The following is a 15,220-nucleotide window of genomic DNA, read 5'->3' as shown; positions in this document are numbered from 1 at the left end:
AAGGTTCAGGCGGCGCCGAGCACGGCGGCGACGGTCGCGGAGAGGGGTCCGGGATCACGATCCCGCAAGGGACGCAGCACCCGCCGCGCGATCCGTGGCGCACCGAGCGACGACAACGGCCGGTGGAGATTGAGCACCTCGTTGAACGCAGCCGCCACCTCGGGGTCCAGCGCCGCCGCTCGTTCGAGCCGGTCACGGTAGCCCGCACCGAACCGGGCCGTCCAGGGCGACCGGACCCCTTCGGTGCGGCAGCCGTAGCGGAGGTCTTCTCCGACGGCGAGGCGCCAGGCCTCGGCTGAGGTCGCGGCCACGGCTCGTGCGGCGCGGCGCTCGAACCCCGGTCGTGGTGCGCCGCCCTCGGCGGTGAGGACCCGGCCGAGGGCGGTCGCGGAGAGGGCCGCGACGCTCATTCCCTGACCGTAGATCGGGTTCGCCGCGCTGGCGGCGTCGCCGAGTGCGACGACGCCGGCCGGCATCTCGCGCATCCGGCCGTAGTGGTGCCGGGTGTTGTCGCGGACGCGGAAGGTACGGACCGGGCCGACCGGTGTCGACCGGCGGAGCGCCTCGGCCACCACCGGCGCGGCCAGCCGGTCGGCGAAGTCGCGTAGTTCCGCTATTTCGGTGGGCACCGGCGCACTCCGGCCGATCGAGCCGAACGAGATGTGCAGCCTGCCGTGTTCGACGCGAAGCACCACACCGCCGACCGACGAGCCGGATTCCGCCTGGCCACCGAGGATGATCAGCCACGCGGGATCGAAGGACGGATCGGGTTCGGTGACCACGCTGGCATACCGCACGTCGGAATGGACGATCGAAACCGGCGGCGGCCGGTAACCGATCCGTTCGAGCCACTCCGGCAGACACGAGCCGCGGCCGGACGCGTCGACGACCAGATCGGCGCCGAGGTCGCCGTCGGCCGTCCGGATCCCGGTGACCCGGCGGCGGGTCCGGTCGGTCAGCAGTCCGACGGCGGGCGCCCGCTCCCGGACCACGATGTTCGGCAACGCCCGTACGCGAGTCCGGATCGTGTGTTCGAGCAGGATCCGGCTGGCACCGAAGCCACCAGTCCACCACGCGGGGATCCGGATGGTGGACCCGCCGCGGACCAGGAAGAGCGACCGGTCCCCCATCGCGGGATCGCCGGACCCCGGCGTAAGTGCGCCTGCTGCGGCCAATTCGGCGGACAGACCGGGGAAGAGGCCGACCAGCACCCGGCGACCGGACCCCAGCAGGCCGTGCGCGTGCTGCGACTGGGGAACGAATCGCCGGTGTGCCGGCCCGTCCGGAAGCTCGTCACGCTCGACCACGACCACCTCGTCGTAGTGCTCGGACAGGACCCGAGCGGCCACGAGACCGGCCATTCCCGCACCGAGTACCACTGCTCGACCCTGACCGGCGTATGACATCATTCATATATAACTTGTTGAGTATGCCTCGTCAATCGGCTAGCCGAGTTCCGCCGTGGACGGGACGACGACGGCGTAGAGATCGCCGATCGTGGCGAGGGCGGCGCGATGCTGTTCCGCGGCGGCGACCGGGCCGACGACGGACGGGAGTGCGCGCGTGGCGCAGGCGGCGGCCACGACGGTCGGGGTGTTCCCGCGCAGGAAGGCGCCCTCCGCCGTGAACGTGACACACATGTGGGTCATGAATCCGGCCACGACGACGTTCTGATGCCCGGCGGCGTCGACCAGTTCTCCCAGCCGGGTGCCGACGAACGAGTTCGGCGCGGTCTTCACCACGACCTCCTCGCCGGGAGCCGGGGCGACGCGTTCGTGGATCTGGCCGACCTCCTGCTGAAGGTCGTACGGGCTGCCCTCGCCGCCGTCGTGCATGACGTGGACGATCGTCGCGCCCTCGGCCCGTGCGCGTGCCAGCAACGTGGCGGCCTCGTCGAGCGCCGACTCCCAGCCGTCGAGTTCCATCACGCCGCGGGTGTAGGTGTTCTGGTAGTCGACGAGGATCACCGTGGCGTCCGAAAGCGCCGCGGGGGTCGTCGGCAGGGTGCTGATCTCGCGGAGAGTGGTGCTGGTCATCGTGTTCCTTCGCTATCCGTGGGTACGGCTACCATGATGTCTGACCCGATCCAATGTTGAGATACAGAATCGGGTCAGCCGTGGTCGAGATCGGCCGACATCCGCGAAGAAGGAATCGATGAGCGCTCCGAGAGTGGCCGTCCTCGCGTTCGAGGGGATCAGTCCCTTCCATCTCGCCGTTCCGTCGCTGGTGTGGGGACCGGAATCCCCGGCGGGAGACATGGAGCCGTGGCCGATCACCGTCGTCGCCCCGGAACCGGGCCGCCTGACCACCAGCGCGGGCTACGCGATCGACGTCCCCGCAGGACTCGACGCGTTCACGGAGGCCGACATCGTCGTCGTGCCCTGGTGGTCCGACCCGGAGAGCCCGACGCCCTCGCCGGTGTCGGCCGCTCTGCGTGCCGCGCACGACCGTGGTGCCGTCGTCGTCGGGCTCTGCTTGGGAGTCTTCGCTCTCGCTGACGCGGGCATTCTCGACGGACGTGCCGCGACCACACACTGGAAATGGGTCGAAACGTTCCGGCGGCGCTTTCCCTCGGTGGAACTGCGACCGGAGGAACTGTATGTCGACGAAGGCGACGTCGTGACCGGTGCGGGCGCCACCGCAGGCATCGACACCTGCCTTCACCTGCTCGCCCGCACGGCCGGTCAGGTCGTCGCCAACCGTGTCGCCCGCCGGATCGTCGCCGCGCCACACCGCCCCGGTGGCCAAGCCCAGTTCATCGAATTCCCGGTGCCCGCCCCGGACGAGGATCCCCTCACCGAGGTGATGAGCTGGGCTCAGTCCCATTTGGACAGACCACAGAGCATCGACCGCCTCGCCGCACAGGCGCACATGAGCCGGAGCACCTTCACCCGCGCCTTCCGCGCTCGGACCGGGACCACCGTCCACAACTGGCTGGTCACCCAACGCCTCGCACGAGCCCGGCACCTTCTCGAAACGACCACACTCACCATCGACACCATCGCGGCGCAAACCGGATTCGGCACGCCCGCCCGCCTCCGCGAGCACTTCGCCACCGCGCTGGGCACCACACCTACGCGCTACCGGGTCGAGTTCTCTGGCCCCGTAGCGACTCGTGAGTGAGCCCGGACCCTCCGGCACCGGGGCCCTAGTCGCTTGAAGTACATGAAGGCCCCCTTCCTTGCGCCTAGTGTCCTGCGCCGGAGGTTCGTGTGTCCATCGGGAACCTGGATCAAACCCCGCACTCACGTGATCAGAGCTGTATTTCACGTGCTCAGAGGCGGATCTCGCGTGCTTGGAGACCGCACACGCGAGTTACGGCTACAAGCACGTGAGTCACGTTTCTGAGCACGTGAGTTCGGCGAACAGGGTCACCGTGCTTGCCCGCGTACTTACGACACGGACTTCGGACTCAGGACACTGGGTACAGGAAGGGGCCTTCATGTACTTGGGGACCCCGCGGCCACGGCTACCGGACTGGAACACCATGCTCGATCGCCTCAACCAGGATGGCACCGGCGAGTTCGATCACGTCGGCGGTCACGGTGAGCGGGGGCATCAACCGGAGCACGCTGTCGTCGCGACCGCCGAGCTCGACGATCAGTCCTCGCCGCAGCGCGTAGGCCTGGACGGCGCGGGCATAGCCACCGGCAGGACGTTCGTCGTGGGGGTCGGCCAGTTCGATCCCCCACATCAGGCCGAGGCCGCGGACCTCGCGGACCCAGGGGTGATCGCGCAGCACGTGGAGCAGCTGGTCGAGCTGGTGTCCGCGGTGCCGGACATTACCCAGCACGTCGTCGCGCCGGACGATGTGGACGGCCGCGGTGCCCGCCGCGAACGCGGCCTGGTTGCCACGGAACGTCCCCGAGTGCGCGCCGGGCGCCCAGCTGTCCAGTCGCTGGTCGTAGAAGATGACCGCCACCGGCAGGCCCATACCGCTCAACGCCTTCGAAGCGATGATCACGTCGGGCTCGATGTCGTACTGCTCGAACGCGAACCACGTGCCGGTCCGGCCACAGCCGGTCTGCACCTCGTCGACCACGAGCGGGATGTCCAGCTCCGCCGTGAGCGCGCGGAGCCGCCGGACGAAGTCGCGGTCGGCCGGGATGATCCCGCCCTCGCCCTGAACGATCTCCAGGATCACCGCCGCGGGCAGGGGAATCCCACCGTTGGGGTCGCGCAGGGACCGCTCCAGCAAGCCGACGCAGTTGGTCGCGCAGGTGTCCCGGAAGAGCCCGACGGGGCACCGGGAACAGTAGGAGTACGGGAAGAAGTGCACCCCTGGCACGCCGTTGGCGATCGGCCGTTTCTGGGCGACGAGACCGGTCAACGCCATCGCGGCATGGCTGGAACCGTGGAATCCGCCCTGGAAGGACACCAGATCGCCACGTCCGGTCGCGGTCTTGCAGAGTTTGATCGCGGCGTCCACGGCGTTGGCCCCGCCCGGGCCGCAGAAGTGCATCCGCATCCGCGAGCGCAGACCGGGCGGCAGCATGGACAACTGGGCGTCGATGAACTCGCGTTTGGCGGGCGTCGGGAAGTCCAGGCCGTGGGTGAGCACGTGCAGTTGTTCCGCGGCCGCGTGTACCACCTCAGGATGGTTGTGTCCCAAGGAAAGTACGCCCGCTCCGGCCAGGAAGTCGATGAAGACGTTCCCGTCCACGTCCCACAGGTAGCTGCCGTCCCCACCGGCGATCGCGATCGGCAGACTGCGCGGGTAGGCCCGCGCGTTGGATTCCCAGCGTCGCTGGTGTTCGAGGTATTCGGCCGAGCGAGGCCCTGGCAGATCACCGTCGACCCGTGGCGCCAGCTCGGGTTTCGCCGTGGGGGTGTAGGTCATGGCAGCCTCCTTGCCGCGGTGATCTCGTCCGCCGTGTCGAGTTCGACCGCCGGATTGGCGTGCCAGCGGGTCCGCGGCGGGACCGCGGTGCCCTTCATCAGGAACGCGTCCGCCTCGGCGATCGCCCCCTCGGCCATCGTCACTCCATAGTGGACGAAAGCGCCGGTGCTGATCGTGCAACCGGCGCCGATGACGATATGGTCGGATTTGAACGTGCCGTCCTCCAGCGAATGCGCTTGCAGGACGGTGTGCAGATTGAGCACGCAGTCGTCGCCGATGCTCACCAACGACTTTTCCGGGATGGCGGCACCGTCGTCGAAGACACGGCGCCCGATGCGGACCCCGAGGCAGCGCCAGAGGACGTTCTTGAACGGCGTCCCGTCGAACAGGTTGAGGTAGCGGCCGGGGCTGAGCTTCCAGAACCGTTCGTGCCGCCAGAAGACGGGGTCGTAGATCGAGCAGAACCGCGGTCGCAAACCTCGGAAGCCCTGCACGCCGAGTTCGGCCAGCACGAGGAACGACACCGAGAACAGCAGTGTGGCCACGATCCCGCCGCCGACGGCGAGGGCGCCGAATCGGTCGTGCAGGGCGCCGGTGACCGACCCGATCAGCATCACGCCGAGCAGCTGAAGCCAGTGCACAAGCAGGTAGACGAACATGGTGGCGGTGTTGTGCCGGTTCTTCGCCATCAGGCCGCGGCGCAGCGCGTCTCCCGTGCCGAGGTGTTCGAACCCGGTGTCACGGCGGACGGTCCGGGGGATCTCGAACGCGGGAGACCCGAGCAGACCGACGTTCTCCCGGATCGGTCCGTCCAGGGGAACCAGGACCTTGGTGGCCAGCAAGCAGTTCCGGCCGACACGTGCGCCAGGCGGATAGCCGATCTCGTTGCCCAAGAACGCCTGCGGCGGGACGGCGGCCCGGCGCAGCCGGAACGACGAAGCGGAGAAGTCCGCATTGAACAGCGACAGGCCGTCCGAGACCATCGTCCCGGTGCCCACCGTGCTGAGGAACGGCGTCTCGTGCTTGAGCTCGACGCCGAAGTTGGATCCGGTCTGCTCGACCTTCGACAGGTCGTATCCCAGCCCGCGTAGGTAATGCACGATGTAGCTGCTGTCGCCGAACAAGTAGGTGAACGAGCGTAGGTTGGTCAGCCGCGCGATCACCCGTTGGATCGCGAAGTGCCTGCCGTAGAGCGGGTAGACGCGGTCCGGCTGGAGAAACCGGTTGAGCAGGCGCGGGATCGTGAGGACGACAGCCAGCCCGGCGAACAGCGCCCCGAAGTACAGCAGCGCGGAATTGGCGATCTGGTCGCGATAGAAGGCCCAGCTCGTGAAGTCCGCCGCCGTCGTGAACCAGCGGTCGAAAAGCAGATCCGCGCCGCCCAGTGTCACGGGAAGCGTCAACAGCAGCAGGACCAGCAGACTGGACACGCAGAAGGCGAACGGCCTGAACCTGCCGCGGGCGACCGTTCCCAGCGCCCGGTAGTCCACCGTGGAGGGTCGGGCGGGCGTCCCGTGCCAGCGTTCGCCGTCGGGCACGGTCTGCCCGGCGTTCAGTGACGACGAGTGGCTGAGCTGGGCGTCGTCACCGATCGTGGTGCCGATGTCGAGCACGGTCATCTCACCGACGAACGCGTTCTCGCCGAGGGTGACCCGTCCAGTCTGGATCCGGCCCGCCCTGGCGCGGTAGCACGAGAAGAACGCGTCCTTCCGGACGACCGCCCCGGCGCCGACGTTGAGCAGGTCGGTGCAGACCGGCGCGTTCCTGGACAGGATCACGGCGCCCTTGCCGATGTTCGCGCCGAGTGCCCGCAAATAGAAGGAGTACAACGGCGTTCCGGTGAACAGCATCAGCGGACTGAACCTCACCAACGTCTTGACCGTCCAGAAACGCAGATAGCCGGGGCTCCAGAGTGGGATCTCCCCCGGTTTCCACCGTCCGACGAGCGCCCACTTCGCCAGCACCGGCACCGTGGAGAGAACGGCGAAGACGATGAGCCCGAGCCCGACCGCGCGCGCATAGCCGTCGGCGAGCCCGGTCGCCGCGGTGACCCAGACGAATCCCCTGTCCAGTATCCAGCCGGAGCCGGCGGCATAGGCGAGGAAGGCCAGGAGCTGGAACAGTCCACACAGGACATACGATCCGGTACCGGCGCGGTATGGCTCCTCGGCCCGCGCCACCGTGGTCCGGACCGACGAAGGAAGCGACTCGGCGAGACCGCGAACGGTCGGGTTGAGGTACACGTCCTTCGCCGACAACGGTGCGAGGTCGCCGCGTTCCCGAACCAGCGCGCAGAACTTCGCCAGCAGCAGCGAGTCGGCGCCGTAGTCGGCGAAAACGTTTCCCGTCACCGAAATCCGCTCGACGCCGAGGACACGGCCCAGTTCGTCCGCGAGGCGCTGTTCGGTCTCGGTGGCAGGCGCCACGTAGTCGACGAGGCTTGCCGCCGCTCGCGGGTTGCTCGGTGCCGGCAGATGTTTGCGGTCGGCCTTGCCCGCCGGTGTCAGCGGGATGTGGTCGAGCTGTTCGAGATAGGCGGGCACCATGTAGCCGGGAAGCAACTCCCCCAGCCGGCGTCGGAGTTCACCGGCGTCGACGCTCGCTCTGTCGCGGCGCAGGCTGTAGTAGGCGACCAGTTCGGTCCGACCCGCTTCGGGGTGGTGGGTGTCGACCACCGCCTGCGCGATTCCGGGGATCCGCAGCAGGACCGACTCGATCTCCGTGAGTTCGACGCGGTAGCCGCGGATCTTCACCTGCGTATCGGCGCGGCCGTGGTATTCGATCTCCCCTTCCGGGGTGATCCGGCCCAGGTCGCCGGTGCGGTAGATGCGGTGCGACGGGTTGTGCCCGATGCCGACGAAGTCCGGGATGAACGCGCGCTCGGTCAGGTCGGGGCGATTCAGATAGCCACCGGCGAGCCCGACCCCGGCGATCCCGATCTCCCCCAGTTCGCCCGCGGCCAGTGCCCGCGGCTCGTCGGGATCGAGGATGACGACCGAGTAGGTGGGCAGCGGGACGCCGATGGTCACCGGCCGGTCCGGTCGCAGCACCGCCCAGGTCGCGGTGACCGTGGCCTCGGTCGGGCCGTAGACGTTGAGGAACCGCCGGTCCGGGCGATACCAGCGACGGACGAGGTCTTCGGGGCAGGCCTCACCGGAGACCAGGAGGAACCGCAGCCGCGGCAGGTCCTCGTCGAGGCTGGCCAGCAGGGTCGGGACGCAGCACAACGCGGTGACGCCGTTGTCCCGCAGGAATTCGTGCAGTTCGTGGCCCACGAGACTGGTGCCGCCGGGTTTCGGCACGAGGGTCGCGCCGGACAGCAGCGGGACCCAGATCTCCTCGACCGAGAAGTCGAACGCGATCGTCATGCCCTGGTAGACCCGATCGGTGCCCAGGATGCCGTAGACGTCGGCGGCGACCCGGACGAAGTTGCAGATCGCGGCATGGTCGATCGTCACGCCTTTGGGCTGCCCGGTCGAGCCGGACGTGTAGACGACGTAGCAGAGTTCGTCCGCCGGGGCGCCCTTCTCGGCCGCGCTGAGCCGTTCACCCGACATGGCCGCGATCCGGACTTCGTCCTCGTCGAGACAGAGCAGATCGACGTTGCCCGACTCGAAGCGGTCACGCAGCCCGGAGAGCGTCACCACCAGCCGGACTCCCGCGTCCCGGACGATGTAGCCCAGCCGATCGTCCGGAAAACCCGTGTCCAGCGGCACATACGCCGCGTTGATCTTGAGGACGGCCAGCATCGCGACATAGGGATGCACCGGTTCGTCGAACAACAACCCGACCCGGTCGCCGGGCAGCACTCCGTGCTCTCGCAAATGGCGGGCGAGGCGGTTGGCCCGCTCGTCCAGCCCGGCGAAGGTGAGTTTCGTGCCCGCTGCGTCCACCGCGAGGCGATCGCCGAGACCTTCGGCGGGCAAGCGGTCGCAGAGCCCCTCGTACAGCTGTTCCAGCCGCTCGCCGCTGCTCCACCGGATCCGCTGTTCGTGCCCGTCGCACGTCAGGACCAGGCCGTCGGGGGTGAACAGACCGGCAGGCTGTCCGTACGGGCTCATGTCCGGTCCTCCGCCAAACCGAACGACTCGTGCAGAGCCCGCACGGTCGTGTCGACGGCCTCCGCGGGGATCACGGCGGTGAGCCGCGACTGCGAGGTCGTCATCGCCGGCACCGTGACGCGGTGGTCGGCGAGCACCCGCAGCAACTCGGGCAGGCAGCCGGGCGGATCCAGCAGCGCCGTGCCGACCACGGAGACCGAGCCGAGGTCTTCGACAACCGTGGAACGGGCACCCAGCTCCATCGCCAGTTTCGCGATCGGTTCACCAAGCAGCTCCGCACCCCGCACGGTGAACCGCAATTCACCGGGGTCGGGCCAGCTCAGGTTGTCCGGCTTCACCCCGCATCCGGCGAGCATCGTGAGCACGCGGGCGTAGTGGTCCGCGTCGGTGACCGAAAGCTCGACCCGGACCAGCCGCACGTCACGCTCATGCGCGATGCCGACGACCCGAGTGGCGGCCTCCAAGGACGATTCCGCCGTGACGACAGTGGAAGGTCCGGGACTCGAGGAATGCTTGACGCGCACCGCCACCCCATGGCGGCAGGCGAGCTCCACTGATCTGGGATGCAGTACGCGGGCGCCGAGACCGGCGAGCTCGACCATGACGTCGTAGGACACCGTCCGGACCGGCCGGGTGTCCGGCACTATCCGGGGATCGGCGGTGCGAACACCGTGGACGTCGGTGCAGATCTCGCATTCGGAACCGCCGAGCGCGGCCGCGAGCGCCACCGCGGTGGTGTCGGAACCGCCTCTGCCCAGCGTCAGCAGTTCGCCGTCCGCGTTCCGCCCTTGGAACCCGGCGACCACGACGACCTGTCCGTCGCGCAGCCTCGCGATGATCCTCGCGGGGTCGACCCGCACGATCGTTCCCGCTCCCGGCTCGCCGGTCACCTCGATCCCCGCCTGGTCACCGGTCAGCGACACGGCCATGACCCCGCGCTCGGCCAGTGCCAAGGCGAGCACCGCCGCGGAGACCTGTTCACCCGTCGCCATCAACTGGTCAAGCTCTCGAGGAACCGGCGGCTCGGCGAATTCCCCGGCCAGCGCGATCAGCCGGTCTGTGGTGTCACCCATCGCCGAGACGACCAGGACCACCCGATTCCCCGCTTCGACGAGCGCGGCCACGTCGGCGGCCGCCTCGCTCACCATTCGCGGCGTGGCCAGCGACGAGCCCCCGTATTTTCGTATGACCAGTTTCTCGCTTTGCATCGATCGTAAGGGCGAAACCAGACCGACATCGAGATCTTGGGTACGATTCACCATTTTCCTTAACTGCCGTCCGAAGCGATCACTGCCGCAAAAGTGCCTTCCTATCAGCACTTCCCCAGCCCAGACTCGGTCGCCGCGCCACCGGGTGACCGCATTGGAAAGTAGTGCGAGAAGCTTTTTCCGGGTACCTCCATCCGTACGAAAGGCCAGAAGACAGATCCTTGGGGTCATAACGTGGCGGCATCACTCAATGACATGCGTATGAACAGCCCAGTTCGATGGAATTAGGTCAAAAGAATGACGCATTCCAATCCGCTTCGAAATTCGATTGAACACCCGAACAGCAATGCGAAATGGTTTTCCATGCAGTGCGGAAATGTACGAGATCCTCTTATGGGCCGAAATCCGTCAAAGCGGCTATACCTCGCTTGACGGGCGAAACCTCTCGCCCGAGGTGTCGCGACGCCGACTCCGGCCTTGCCATTAGACGTATACGTCTATAGGTTGACCTGGTGCCTTTGGACGCTTCACGGAACAGCCTGGTGCTACCCCTGCTCGGACTCCTCGTCGAGCAGCCGTCGCATGCCTACGACCTGACAGCGCGCCTGCGTGAGCGGTACGGGCACCTGCCGGTCACGCGCAGCACCGTCACGTCCCTGCTGAAGACGCTGGAGCGGACCGGGATGGTCGCTTCCCGCGTCCCGGAGCGGGTAGGTAACCGGCCGCCGCGCACGACCTTCGAGTTGACCGAAACGGGTATGGCGGATTTCCGCCGCAAGATCGAGACGGGACTGCGCGAAGGCCAGGTCGCCTCCGTGGACTTCATCATGGCCGTCGCCTACGCCGGGGCACTGCCCGCCGATCACGCGAGGTCCATTCTGGACACTCGCGCCGACCGGCTCGACCGGGAACTCGCCACCCTGCAAGAACATCCCGACGGCGTGGCCGAGGTGCACATGCTCGAAGTCGCCTACTGGCGCACCATCATCGCCACCGAAATCGACTGGATCAGAAAGCTCGCTTCGCGGATCCGGTCACACGACATCGACTGGCCGGGCACGCGACCCGACGGACAGAGGAGGACCGAAGCGTGAAGTTCGGCATCTACCCAGGCGGGCGCGCGGGCACCGTCTGCTCGCACCCGCCCGACCCGGTCGCGATCGGCGCCCTCGTCGACGACCTCGCGGGCGACCAGCCCTTCGTCATCCGCGAGTACGTGCACTTCTTCGGCGACAAGACACCACCGGACGTCGTCACGTCACTCGGCGCCGATCACGAACTCGCCCACCTCTCGATGCCCGACGACTGGTACGTCGAACGAGGCCACGAACTGGACCTCGTGGTGAGCTACCTCCCCCAGGTCGCCGACATCCCCGGCTGGCTGGTCTTTCTTGACACCGTCATCGACCGCTACGGCCATCTGACGCGGTACCTCCAGGTCACACTCGAGCCCAACTTCCCCATCCCGCTCATCGACGGAAGTGCCCCGGGTGTCCTCGAAGCCCTGACCCTCGGCATACCGCACGCACGTGCCACCTTGAACCGACGAGGCCACCAGAAGGTGCAGATCGGCTTCTCCGTCGCCGAACCACCGGAATGGCTGGGCGGCGACGACGGGTTCTGGCAGTACCTGTCCGCGATACCGTCGCAGGACTTCGCGGCCCATTTCGACTACATCGGCCTGGGCCTCTACCCCGACGCCTTCTCACCCGTCGCCCCACGCGGCACGCCCGGGGACGTCGCCTCCCTCACCACCCACGCCCTCCACCACTTACGGGATCATTCCCTGCCCCGCGCCCACATCTCACCCGGAGTTCCGATCCATATCGTGGAAAACGGCACGCCGAGCGGGGCACCACGCTCGGAGCAGGCGCAATGCGACTCACTGTCCGACATGCTCGGCGCGATCTTCGCCTGCCGGGAATCCCTGAACATCACCCACTACGAACTGTTCAGCCTTCGGGACGCGGACAGCGCATCCACTCAACCCACCGGAACATTGGGGATCACCACCGATACCTACCGGCCCAAGGCCGCGCTCGCCCTCTACCGCGACCTCGTCCGCGGCACCCGCCACTGAGTCCTGAGTCCGAAGTTCGTGTCGTGCTCAGAGACGTGACTCGCGTGTGCGGTCTCCAGACACGCGAGATCCGTCTCTGAGCACGTGAGTGCGGGGTTTGATCCAGGTTCCCGCTGGACGCGCGAAAATCCGGCGCAGGACACTAGGCGTTCGCTCGACGAAGGCGGTCGGCTGCCTGCGCGAGGACCGCGTCACCGGACGCCGGGGGATCCCCGTGCAGTGCTTCCCAGCGAACGTCGTGCGCTGCCGTCCACAGGCTGGCCGCCCACGCGATCTCCTGCTCCTCCGCGGTGAACCGGCGCTCCCGCAGGTCCTGATAGGCCTCCAAGAACGCCGCGGAACTTTCGATCGGCGGCAGGGTGGCAGGCCCGGTCTTGGGGAACACTCCGCTCGCCGCTCCCACCAGCGCCGCCTCTGGTTGCCACGCCAAGCTGTCCCAATCGTGCACGGCCCACACGTGGCCGTCGTGCCAGCGGAGGTTCTGCGCCTCGAAGTCGGCGTGGCCGAGCACGCACGGCAGGTCGGCGGCCAGCATCCGCTCGCGGGCACGCTCGGCCGTGTCGAGAACGTACGCGGGCACGACGCTCTGGTCCCGCTCATCGAGGAACCCGATCGACGGCCACAACCCGGAACCCGTGTGGTCCCAACGAATCCAGCGAGGATTCGGCAGCGGCGGCACGACGTTCACGTCGGCCAGTTCGGCCATCAACCTGGCGAACACCGCCGCGTAGCGGACGGCGACGTCCGGCGAGTCGCCGCTCAGCAACTCACCGCCGGGCCGGTACTCCTCGGCATGCACGGCCAGCTCACCGACGCGGACCGGGGGCGTGAGCGGCCGAGCGCACGGAAAACCCCGCTCCGCCAACCAGGTCTGAGCGGCAACACACGACTCGGCCCGGCCCTCGTCCTCTCGCGCCTTCACCACGACGTCCCGTCCTCCGGCCAACCGCAGCCCGAACACCGCCGAAATCGACCGCACCTCGAACAGCACACCGACCGGCTCGTCCCCCAGCCGGTCCACGCACCAGTCCGGCAGCCACTCGGGCAGGTCATCCAACGGCATGGTGACGACCGTGCCATAGGGCCGAACAACGCGGAAGTGGCCTGGACGTTCAGGCGATGTTCTCCAGGAAGATGACGCCGAGGGGGCCGTAGGTCTCCACCGGCACGGACTCGACAGGCAGGCCCAGCCGCAGCCCGATGACCGCGGCGATGTCACGCACCTGGTCCCCCGCGCCGGAGCCGAGGGCCAGGTGATCATCGTCTACCAGCCGATGCCCTGAAAAGACTCCTTAGCCAGAGGGCGTTCTGGCAAGGCGACACCGTCGCCCGCCAGTCCGCCATCAACTCGCCGATCAAACCGGGATGTCGCCTGCTGTCCCCCACTGGGTGGTGAACAGGCCGAGGCCGTACCAGGTCCCGTTCGACGGGCGCCACACCACGAAGTCGGCCCGCGGGTCGCCGCCGAAATTGCCGGAGACCGGAACGTCGCCCGCGACGCCCCACTGCTGGGTCGCGATTCCGAGTACGTACCAGACGCCGTTGCTCGGCCGCCACACGGCGAAGTCGGTACGGCCGTCCGCGTTGAAGTCACCGGCCACCGGGACGTCGCCGGCGGTGCCCCATTGCTGGGTCGCGATGTTCCGTACGTACCAGACGCCGTCGCTGGGACGCCAGACGGTGAAGTCGGCTCGGCCGTCCGCGTTGAAATCGCCCGACACGGGAACGTCGCCCGCGACGCCCCACTGCACGGTGGCGATTCCGAGTACGTACCAGACACCGTTGCTCGGCCGCCACACGGTGAAGTCCGAGCGGCCGTCGCCATTGAAATCGCCGGTGAGCGGGACGTCACCCGAAACGCCCCATTGCTGGGTCACCACGGTGCCGGTACTGCTCTGGATGATGTACCAGACACCGTTGCTCGGACGCCACACGGCGAAGTCGGCCCGGTGGTCGCCATCGTAGTCCGCCGCGACCGGGACGTCGCCCGAAACACCCCACTGCTGGGTCACCACGCTGCCGTTGCTGCTGCGGATCACGTACCAGATGCCGTTACTGGGACGCCACACCGCCTTGTCGGCGAACCCGTCCCCGTCGAAGTCGGCGGCGGGCTTTTGCGACGCGGGCGAGGCGGTGATGCCGACGTCGCCGTCGTCCGCGCTCGCGACCGTTGGCACGACGAGCATGCCCGCGAACAGACCCGCTATCGCCATCCCCGTCCGAATGGTTCTTCGCATTTTGCAGAACCCTTTCCACTCTATGGATGTACGCTTCCCAGTCCGCTCCTGTTAGCCGAAGATACGAACCGGAATGTCTACAGGCTGGCGCGGAAACGTGTCATTGTCAGCAAAGGTTCCGTCCAGTGGACCACGTGAGGGGGATTTAGATGGAGACCGGAAAAAGACCCAGAAGCGTCCTCGACGGCGCTTTCACCCTATTGGATGCCTTGATACGACATAAAGGTGAAGCCGGATTGACCCAGCTGGCCAATTCCTGCTCGATGCCGAAATCCACCGCACACCGATTGCTCGAGCAATTGACCGCACTGGAGGTTGTCCAGCGCAGCGAAAACCGCTATCGCGTCGGCGCGCAGGCATTCCGGCTCGGCCAATCGTGGCAGCCCTATCCGCGATTGCTGGAGCTCGCCCGCGGCCAGCTCCGGTGGCTGTCCGCGGCCACGCGAGCCAGTTCGGTGTTCGCTGTGCCGTGTGACGGCGACATGCTGGTCGCCGCCAGCCTCACCCTGCCGGAGCACGACCTCCTGCTGCGACCAGGAACGACTGTGCCGCAATGCACCGGCCGATTTTCACCCGGCTGGCAGGCAACACACGGTCTCGTTGTCATCGAAGCACCCGTCAGGCTGCCGACCGGCGAGAGTCTCGGTTCGATCGCGGCCGCGATCGCCGGGCGGCAGCCGTCCGGAGCGGTGTCCGAAGTCGTCGCCCGCACCGCCCGTATCCTCAGCGCGGCTCTGGTGCGCTGACACTCGCTTCGATTGCCGCGAAGAAACAGACGAATGTAGACGCGAGGA

The 15,220-nt window shown here is 67.7% G+C and carries 11 protein-coding genes and 1 pseudogene; 4 read left to right on the top strand and 8 right to left on the bottom strand.

Features of this window, described 5'->3' with window-relative positions; genetic code table 11:
- Window positions 1-5: 5 nt before the first annotated feature.
- On the bottom strand, window positions 6-1,361 hold the full coding sequence (locus ACLARN_RS15640; protein ID WP_409492114.1) for an NAD(P)/FAD-dependent oxidoreductase: 1,356 nt from the start codon (window positions 1,359-1,361) through the stop codon (window positions 6-8).
- Window positions 1,362-1,445: 84 nt separating this feature from the next.
- Window positions 1,446-2,036, bottom strand: coding sequence for an isochorismatase family protein (locus ACLARN_RS15635; RefSeq protein WP_409492113.1), 591 nt, complete (start codon window positions 2,034-2,036; stop codon window positions 1,446-1,448).
- A gap of 118 nt (window positions 2,037-2,154) precedes the next feature.
- Here ACLARN_RS15635 and ACLARN_RS15630 point away from each other — a divergent pair, with 118 nt between their 5' ends.
- Complete coding sequence (locus ACLARN_RS15630; RefSeq protein ID WP_409492112.1) at window positions 2,155-3,123, top strand: GlxA family transcriptional regulator; 969 nt, start codon at window positions 2,155-2,157, stop codon at window positions 3,121-3,123.
- A 346-nt stretch (window positions 3,124-3,469) separates the two neighbouring features.
- Here the strand turns inward: ACLARN_RS15630 and ACLARN_RS15625 are convergent, their stop codons facing one another.
- The 3 genes from ACLARN_RS15625 to ACLARN_RS15615 are packed head-to-tail and all read right to left on the bottom strand — an operon-like array spanning window position 3,470 to window position 10,109.
- Window positions 3,470-4,840 carry a diaminobutyrate--2-oxoglutarate transaminase family protein gene (locus ACLARN_RS15625; RefSeq protein ID WP_409492111.1) on the bottom strand — a complete coding sequence of 457 codons (1,371 nt, stop codon included), beginning with the start codon at window positions 4,838-4,840 and terminating at the stop codon, window positions 3,470-3,472.
- Window positions 4,837-8,901, bottom strand: a complete 4,065-nt coding sequence (locus tag ACLARN_RS15620) for a Pls/PosA family non-ribosomal peptide synthetase (protein ID WP_409492110.1) — start codon at window positions 8,899-8,901, stop codon at window positions 4,837-4,839. Before ACLARN_RS15620 ends, ACLARN_RS15625 begins: the two co-directional genes overlap by 4 nt.
- Entirely contained in the window at window positions 8,898-10,109 is a 1,212-nt protein-coding gene (locus tag ACLARN_RS15615) for an aspartate kinase (protein ID WP_409492109.1), read from the bottom strand. Before ACLARN_RS15615 ends, ACLARN_RS15620 begins: the two co-directional genes overlap by 4 nt.
- Window positions 10,110-10,621: 512 nt before the next feature.
- On the opposite strand from ACLARN_RS15615, the gene ACLARN_RS15610 reads away from it, so the two are divergent.
- Window positions 10,622-11,203 (top strand): PadR family transcriptional regulator, encoded by a 582-nt coding sequence (locus tag ACLARN_RS15610; protein WP_409492108.1) that lies wholly within the window; start codon window positions 10,622-10,624, stop codon window positions 11,201-11,203.
- Complete coding sequence (locus ACLARN_RS15605) at window positions 11,200-12,189, top strand: hypothetical protein (protein WP_409492107.1); 990 nt, start codon at window positions 11,200-11,202, stop codon at window positions 12,187-12,189. The genes ACLARN_RS15610 and ACLARN_RS15605 overlap by 4 nt, the downstream gene beginning before the upstream one ends.
- A gap of 142 nt (window positions 12,190-12,331) precedes the next feature.
- Here the strand turns inward: ACLARN_RS15605 and ACLARN_RS15600 are convergent, their stop codons facing one another.
- From ACLARN_RS15600 to ACLARN_RS15590, 3 genes and pseudogenes are all read right to left on the bottom strand, one after another.
- Window positions 12,332-13,252 carry a phosphotransferase gene (locus ACLARN_RS15600; protein WP_409492106.1) on the bottom strand — a complete coding sequence of 307 codons (921 nt, stop codon included), beginning with the start codon at window positions 13,250-13,252 and terminating at the stop codon, window positions 12,332-12,334.
- A 67-nt stretch (window positions 13,253-13,319) separates the two neighbouring features.
- Window positions 13,320-13,421: pseudogene (locus ACLARN_RS15595) on the bottom strand (3-beta hydroxysteroid dehydrogenase); the annotation flags it as partial.
- Between the two features lie 123 nt (window positions 13,422-13,544).
- A complete protein-coding gene (locus ACLARN_RS15590) occupies window positions 13,545-14,426 on the bottom strand; it encodes an FG-GAP-like repeat-containing protein (RefSeq protein ID WP_409492105.1) in 882 nt (293 codons plus the stop codon).
- A 149-nt stretch (window positions 14,427-14,575) separates the two neighbouring features.
- On the opposite strand from ACLARN_RS15590, the gene ACLARN_RS15585 reads away from it, so the two are divergent.
- Entirely contained in the window at window positions 14,576-15,172 is a 597-nt protein-coding gene (locus ACLARN_RS15585) for a helix-turn-helix domain-containing protein (RefSeq protein WP_409492104.1), read from the top strand.
- The last annotated feature ends 48 nt before the right edge of the window (window positions 15,173-15,220 follow it).

Source organism: Amycolatopsis sp. cmx-11-12 (assembly GCF_046269425.1).
Lineage (GTDB): Bacteria > Actinomycetota > Actinomycetes > Mycobacteriales > Pseudonocardiaceae > Amycolatopsis.
Note: the sequence above shows the minus strand (reverse complement) of the source record. Positions and strands in the feature narration are given on the sequence as shown.

Excerpts from the sequence above, each read along its gene's own strand:
- ACLARN_RS15625 (WP_409492111.1), bottom strand. The coding sequence starts at position 4,840 with ATGACCTACACCCCCACGGCGAAACCCGAGCTGGCGCCACGGGTCGAC.
- ACLARN_RS15590 (WP_409492105.1), bottom strand. The coding sequence starts at position 14,426 with ATGCGAAGAACCATTCGGACGGGGATGGCGATAGCGGGTCTGTTCGCG.
- ACLARN_RS15635 (WP_409492113.1), bottom strand. The coding sequence starts at position 2,036 with ATGACCAGCACCACTCTCCGCGAGATCAGCACCCTGCCGACGACCCCC.
- ACLARN_RS15620 (WP_409492110.1), bottom strand. The coding sequence starts at position 8,901 with ATGAGCCCGTACGGACAGCCTGCCGGTCTGTTCACCCCCGACGGCCTG.
- ACLARN_RS15600 (WP_409492106.1), bottom strand. The coding sequence starts at position 13,252 with ATGCCGTTGGATGACCTGCCCGAGTGGCTGCCGGACTGGTGCGTGGAC.
- ACLARN_RS15630 (WP_409492112.1), top strand. The coding sequence starts at position 2,155 with ATGAGCGCTCCGAGAGTGGCCGTCCTCGCGTTCGAGGGGATCAGTCCC.
- ACLARN_RS15640 (WP_409492114.1), bottom strand. The coding sequence starts at position 1,361 with ATGGCCGGTCTCGTGGCCGCTCGGGTCCTGTCCGAGCACTACGACGAG.
- ACLARN_RS15615 (WP_409492109.1), bottom strand. The coding sequence starts at position 10,109 with ATGCAAAGCGAGAAACTGGTCATACGAAAATACGGGGGCTCGTCGCTG.
- ACLARN_RS15585 (WP_409492104.1), top strand. The coding sequence starts at position 14,576 with ATGGAGACCGGAAAAAGACCCAGAAGCGTCCTCGACGGCGCTTTCACC.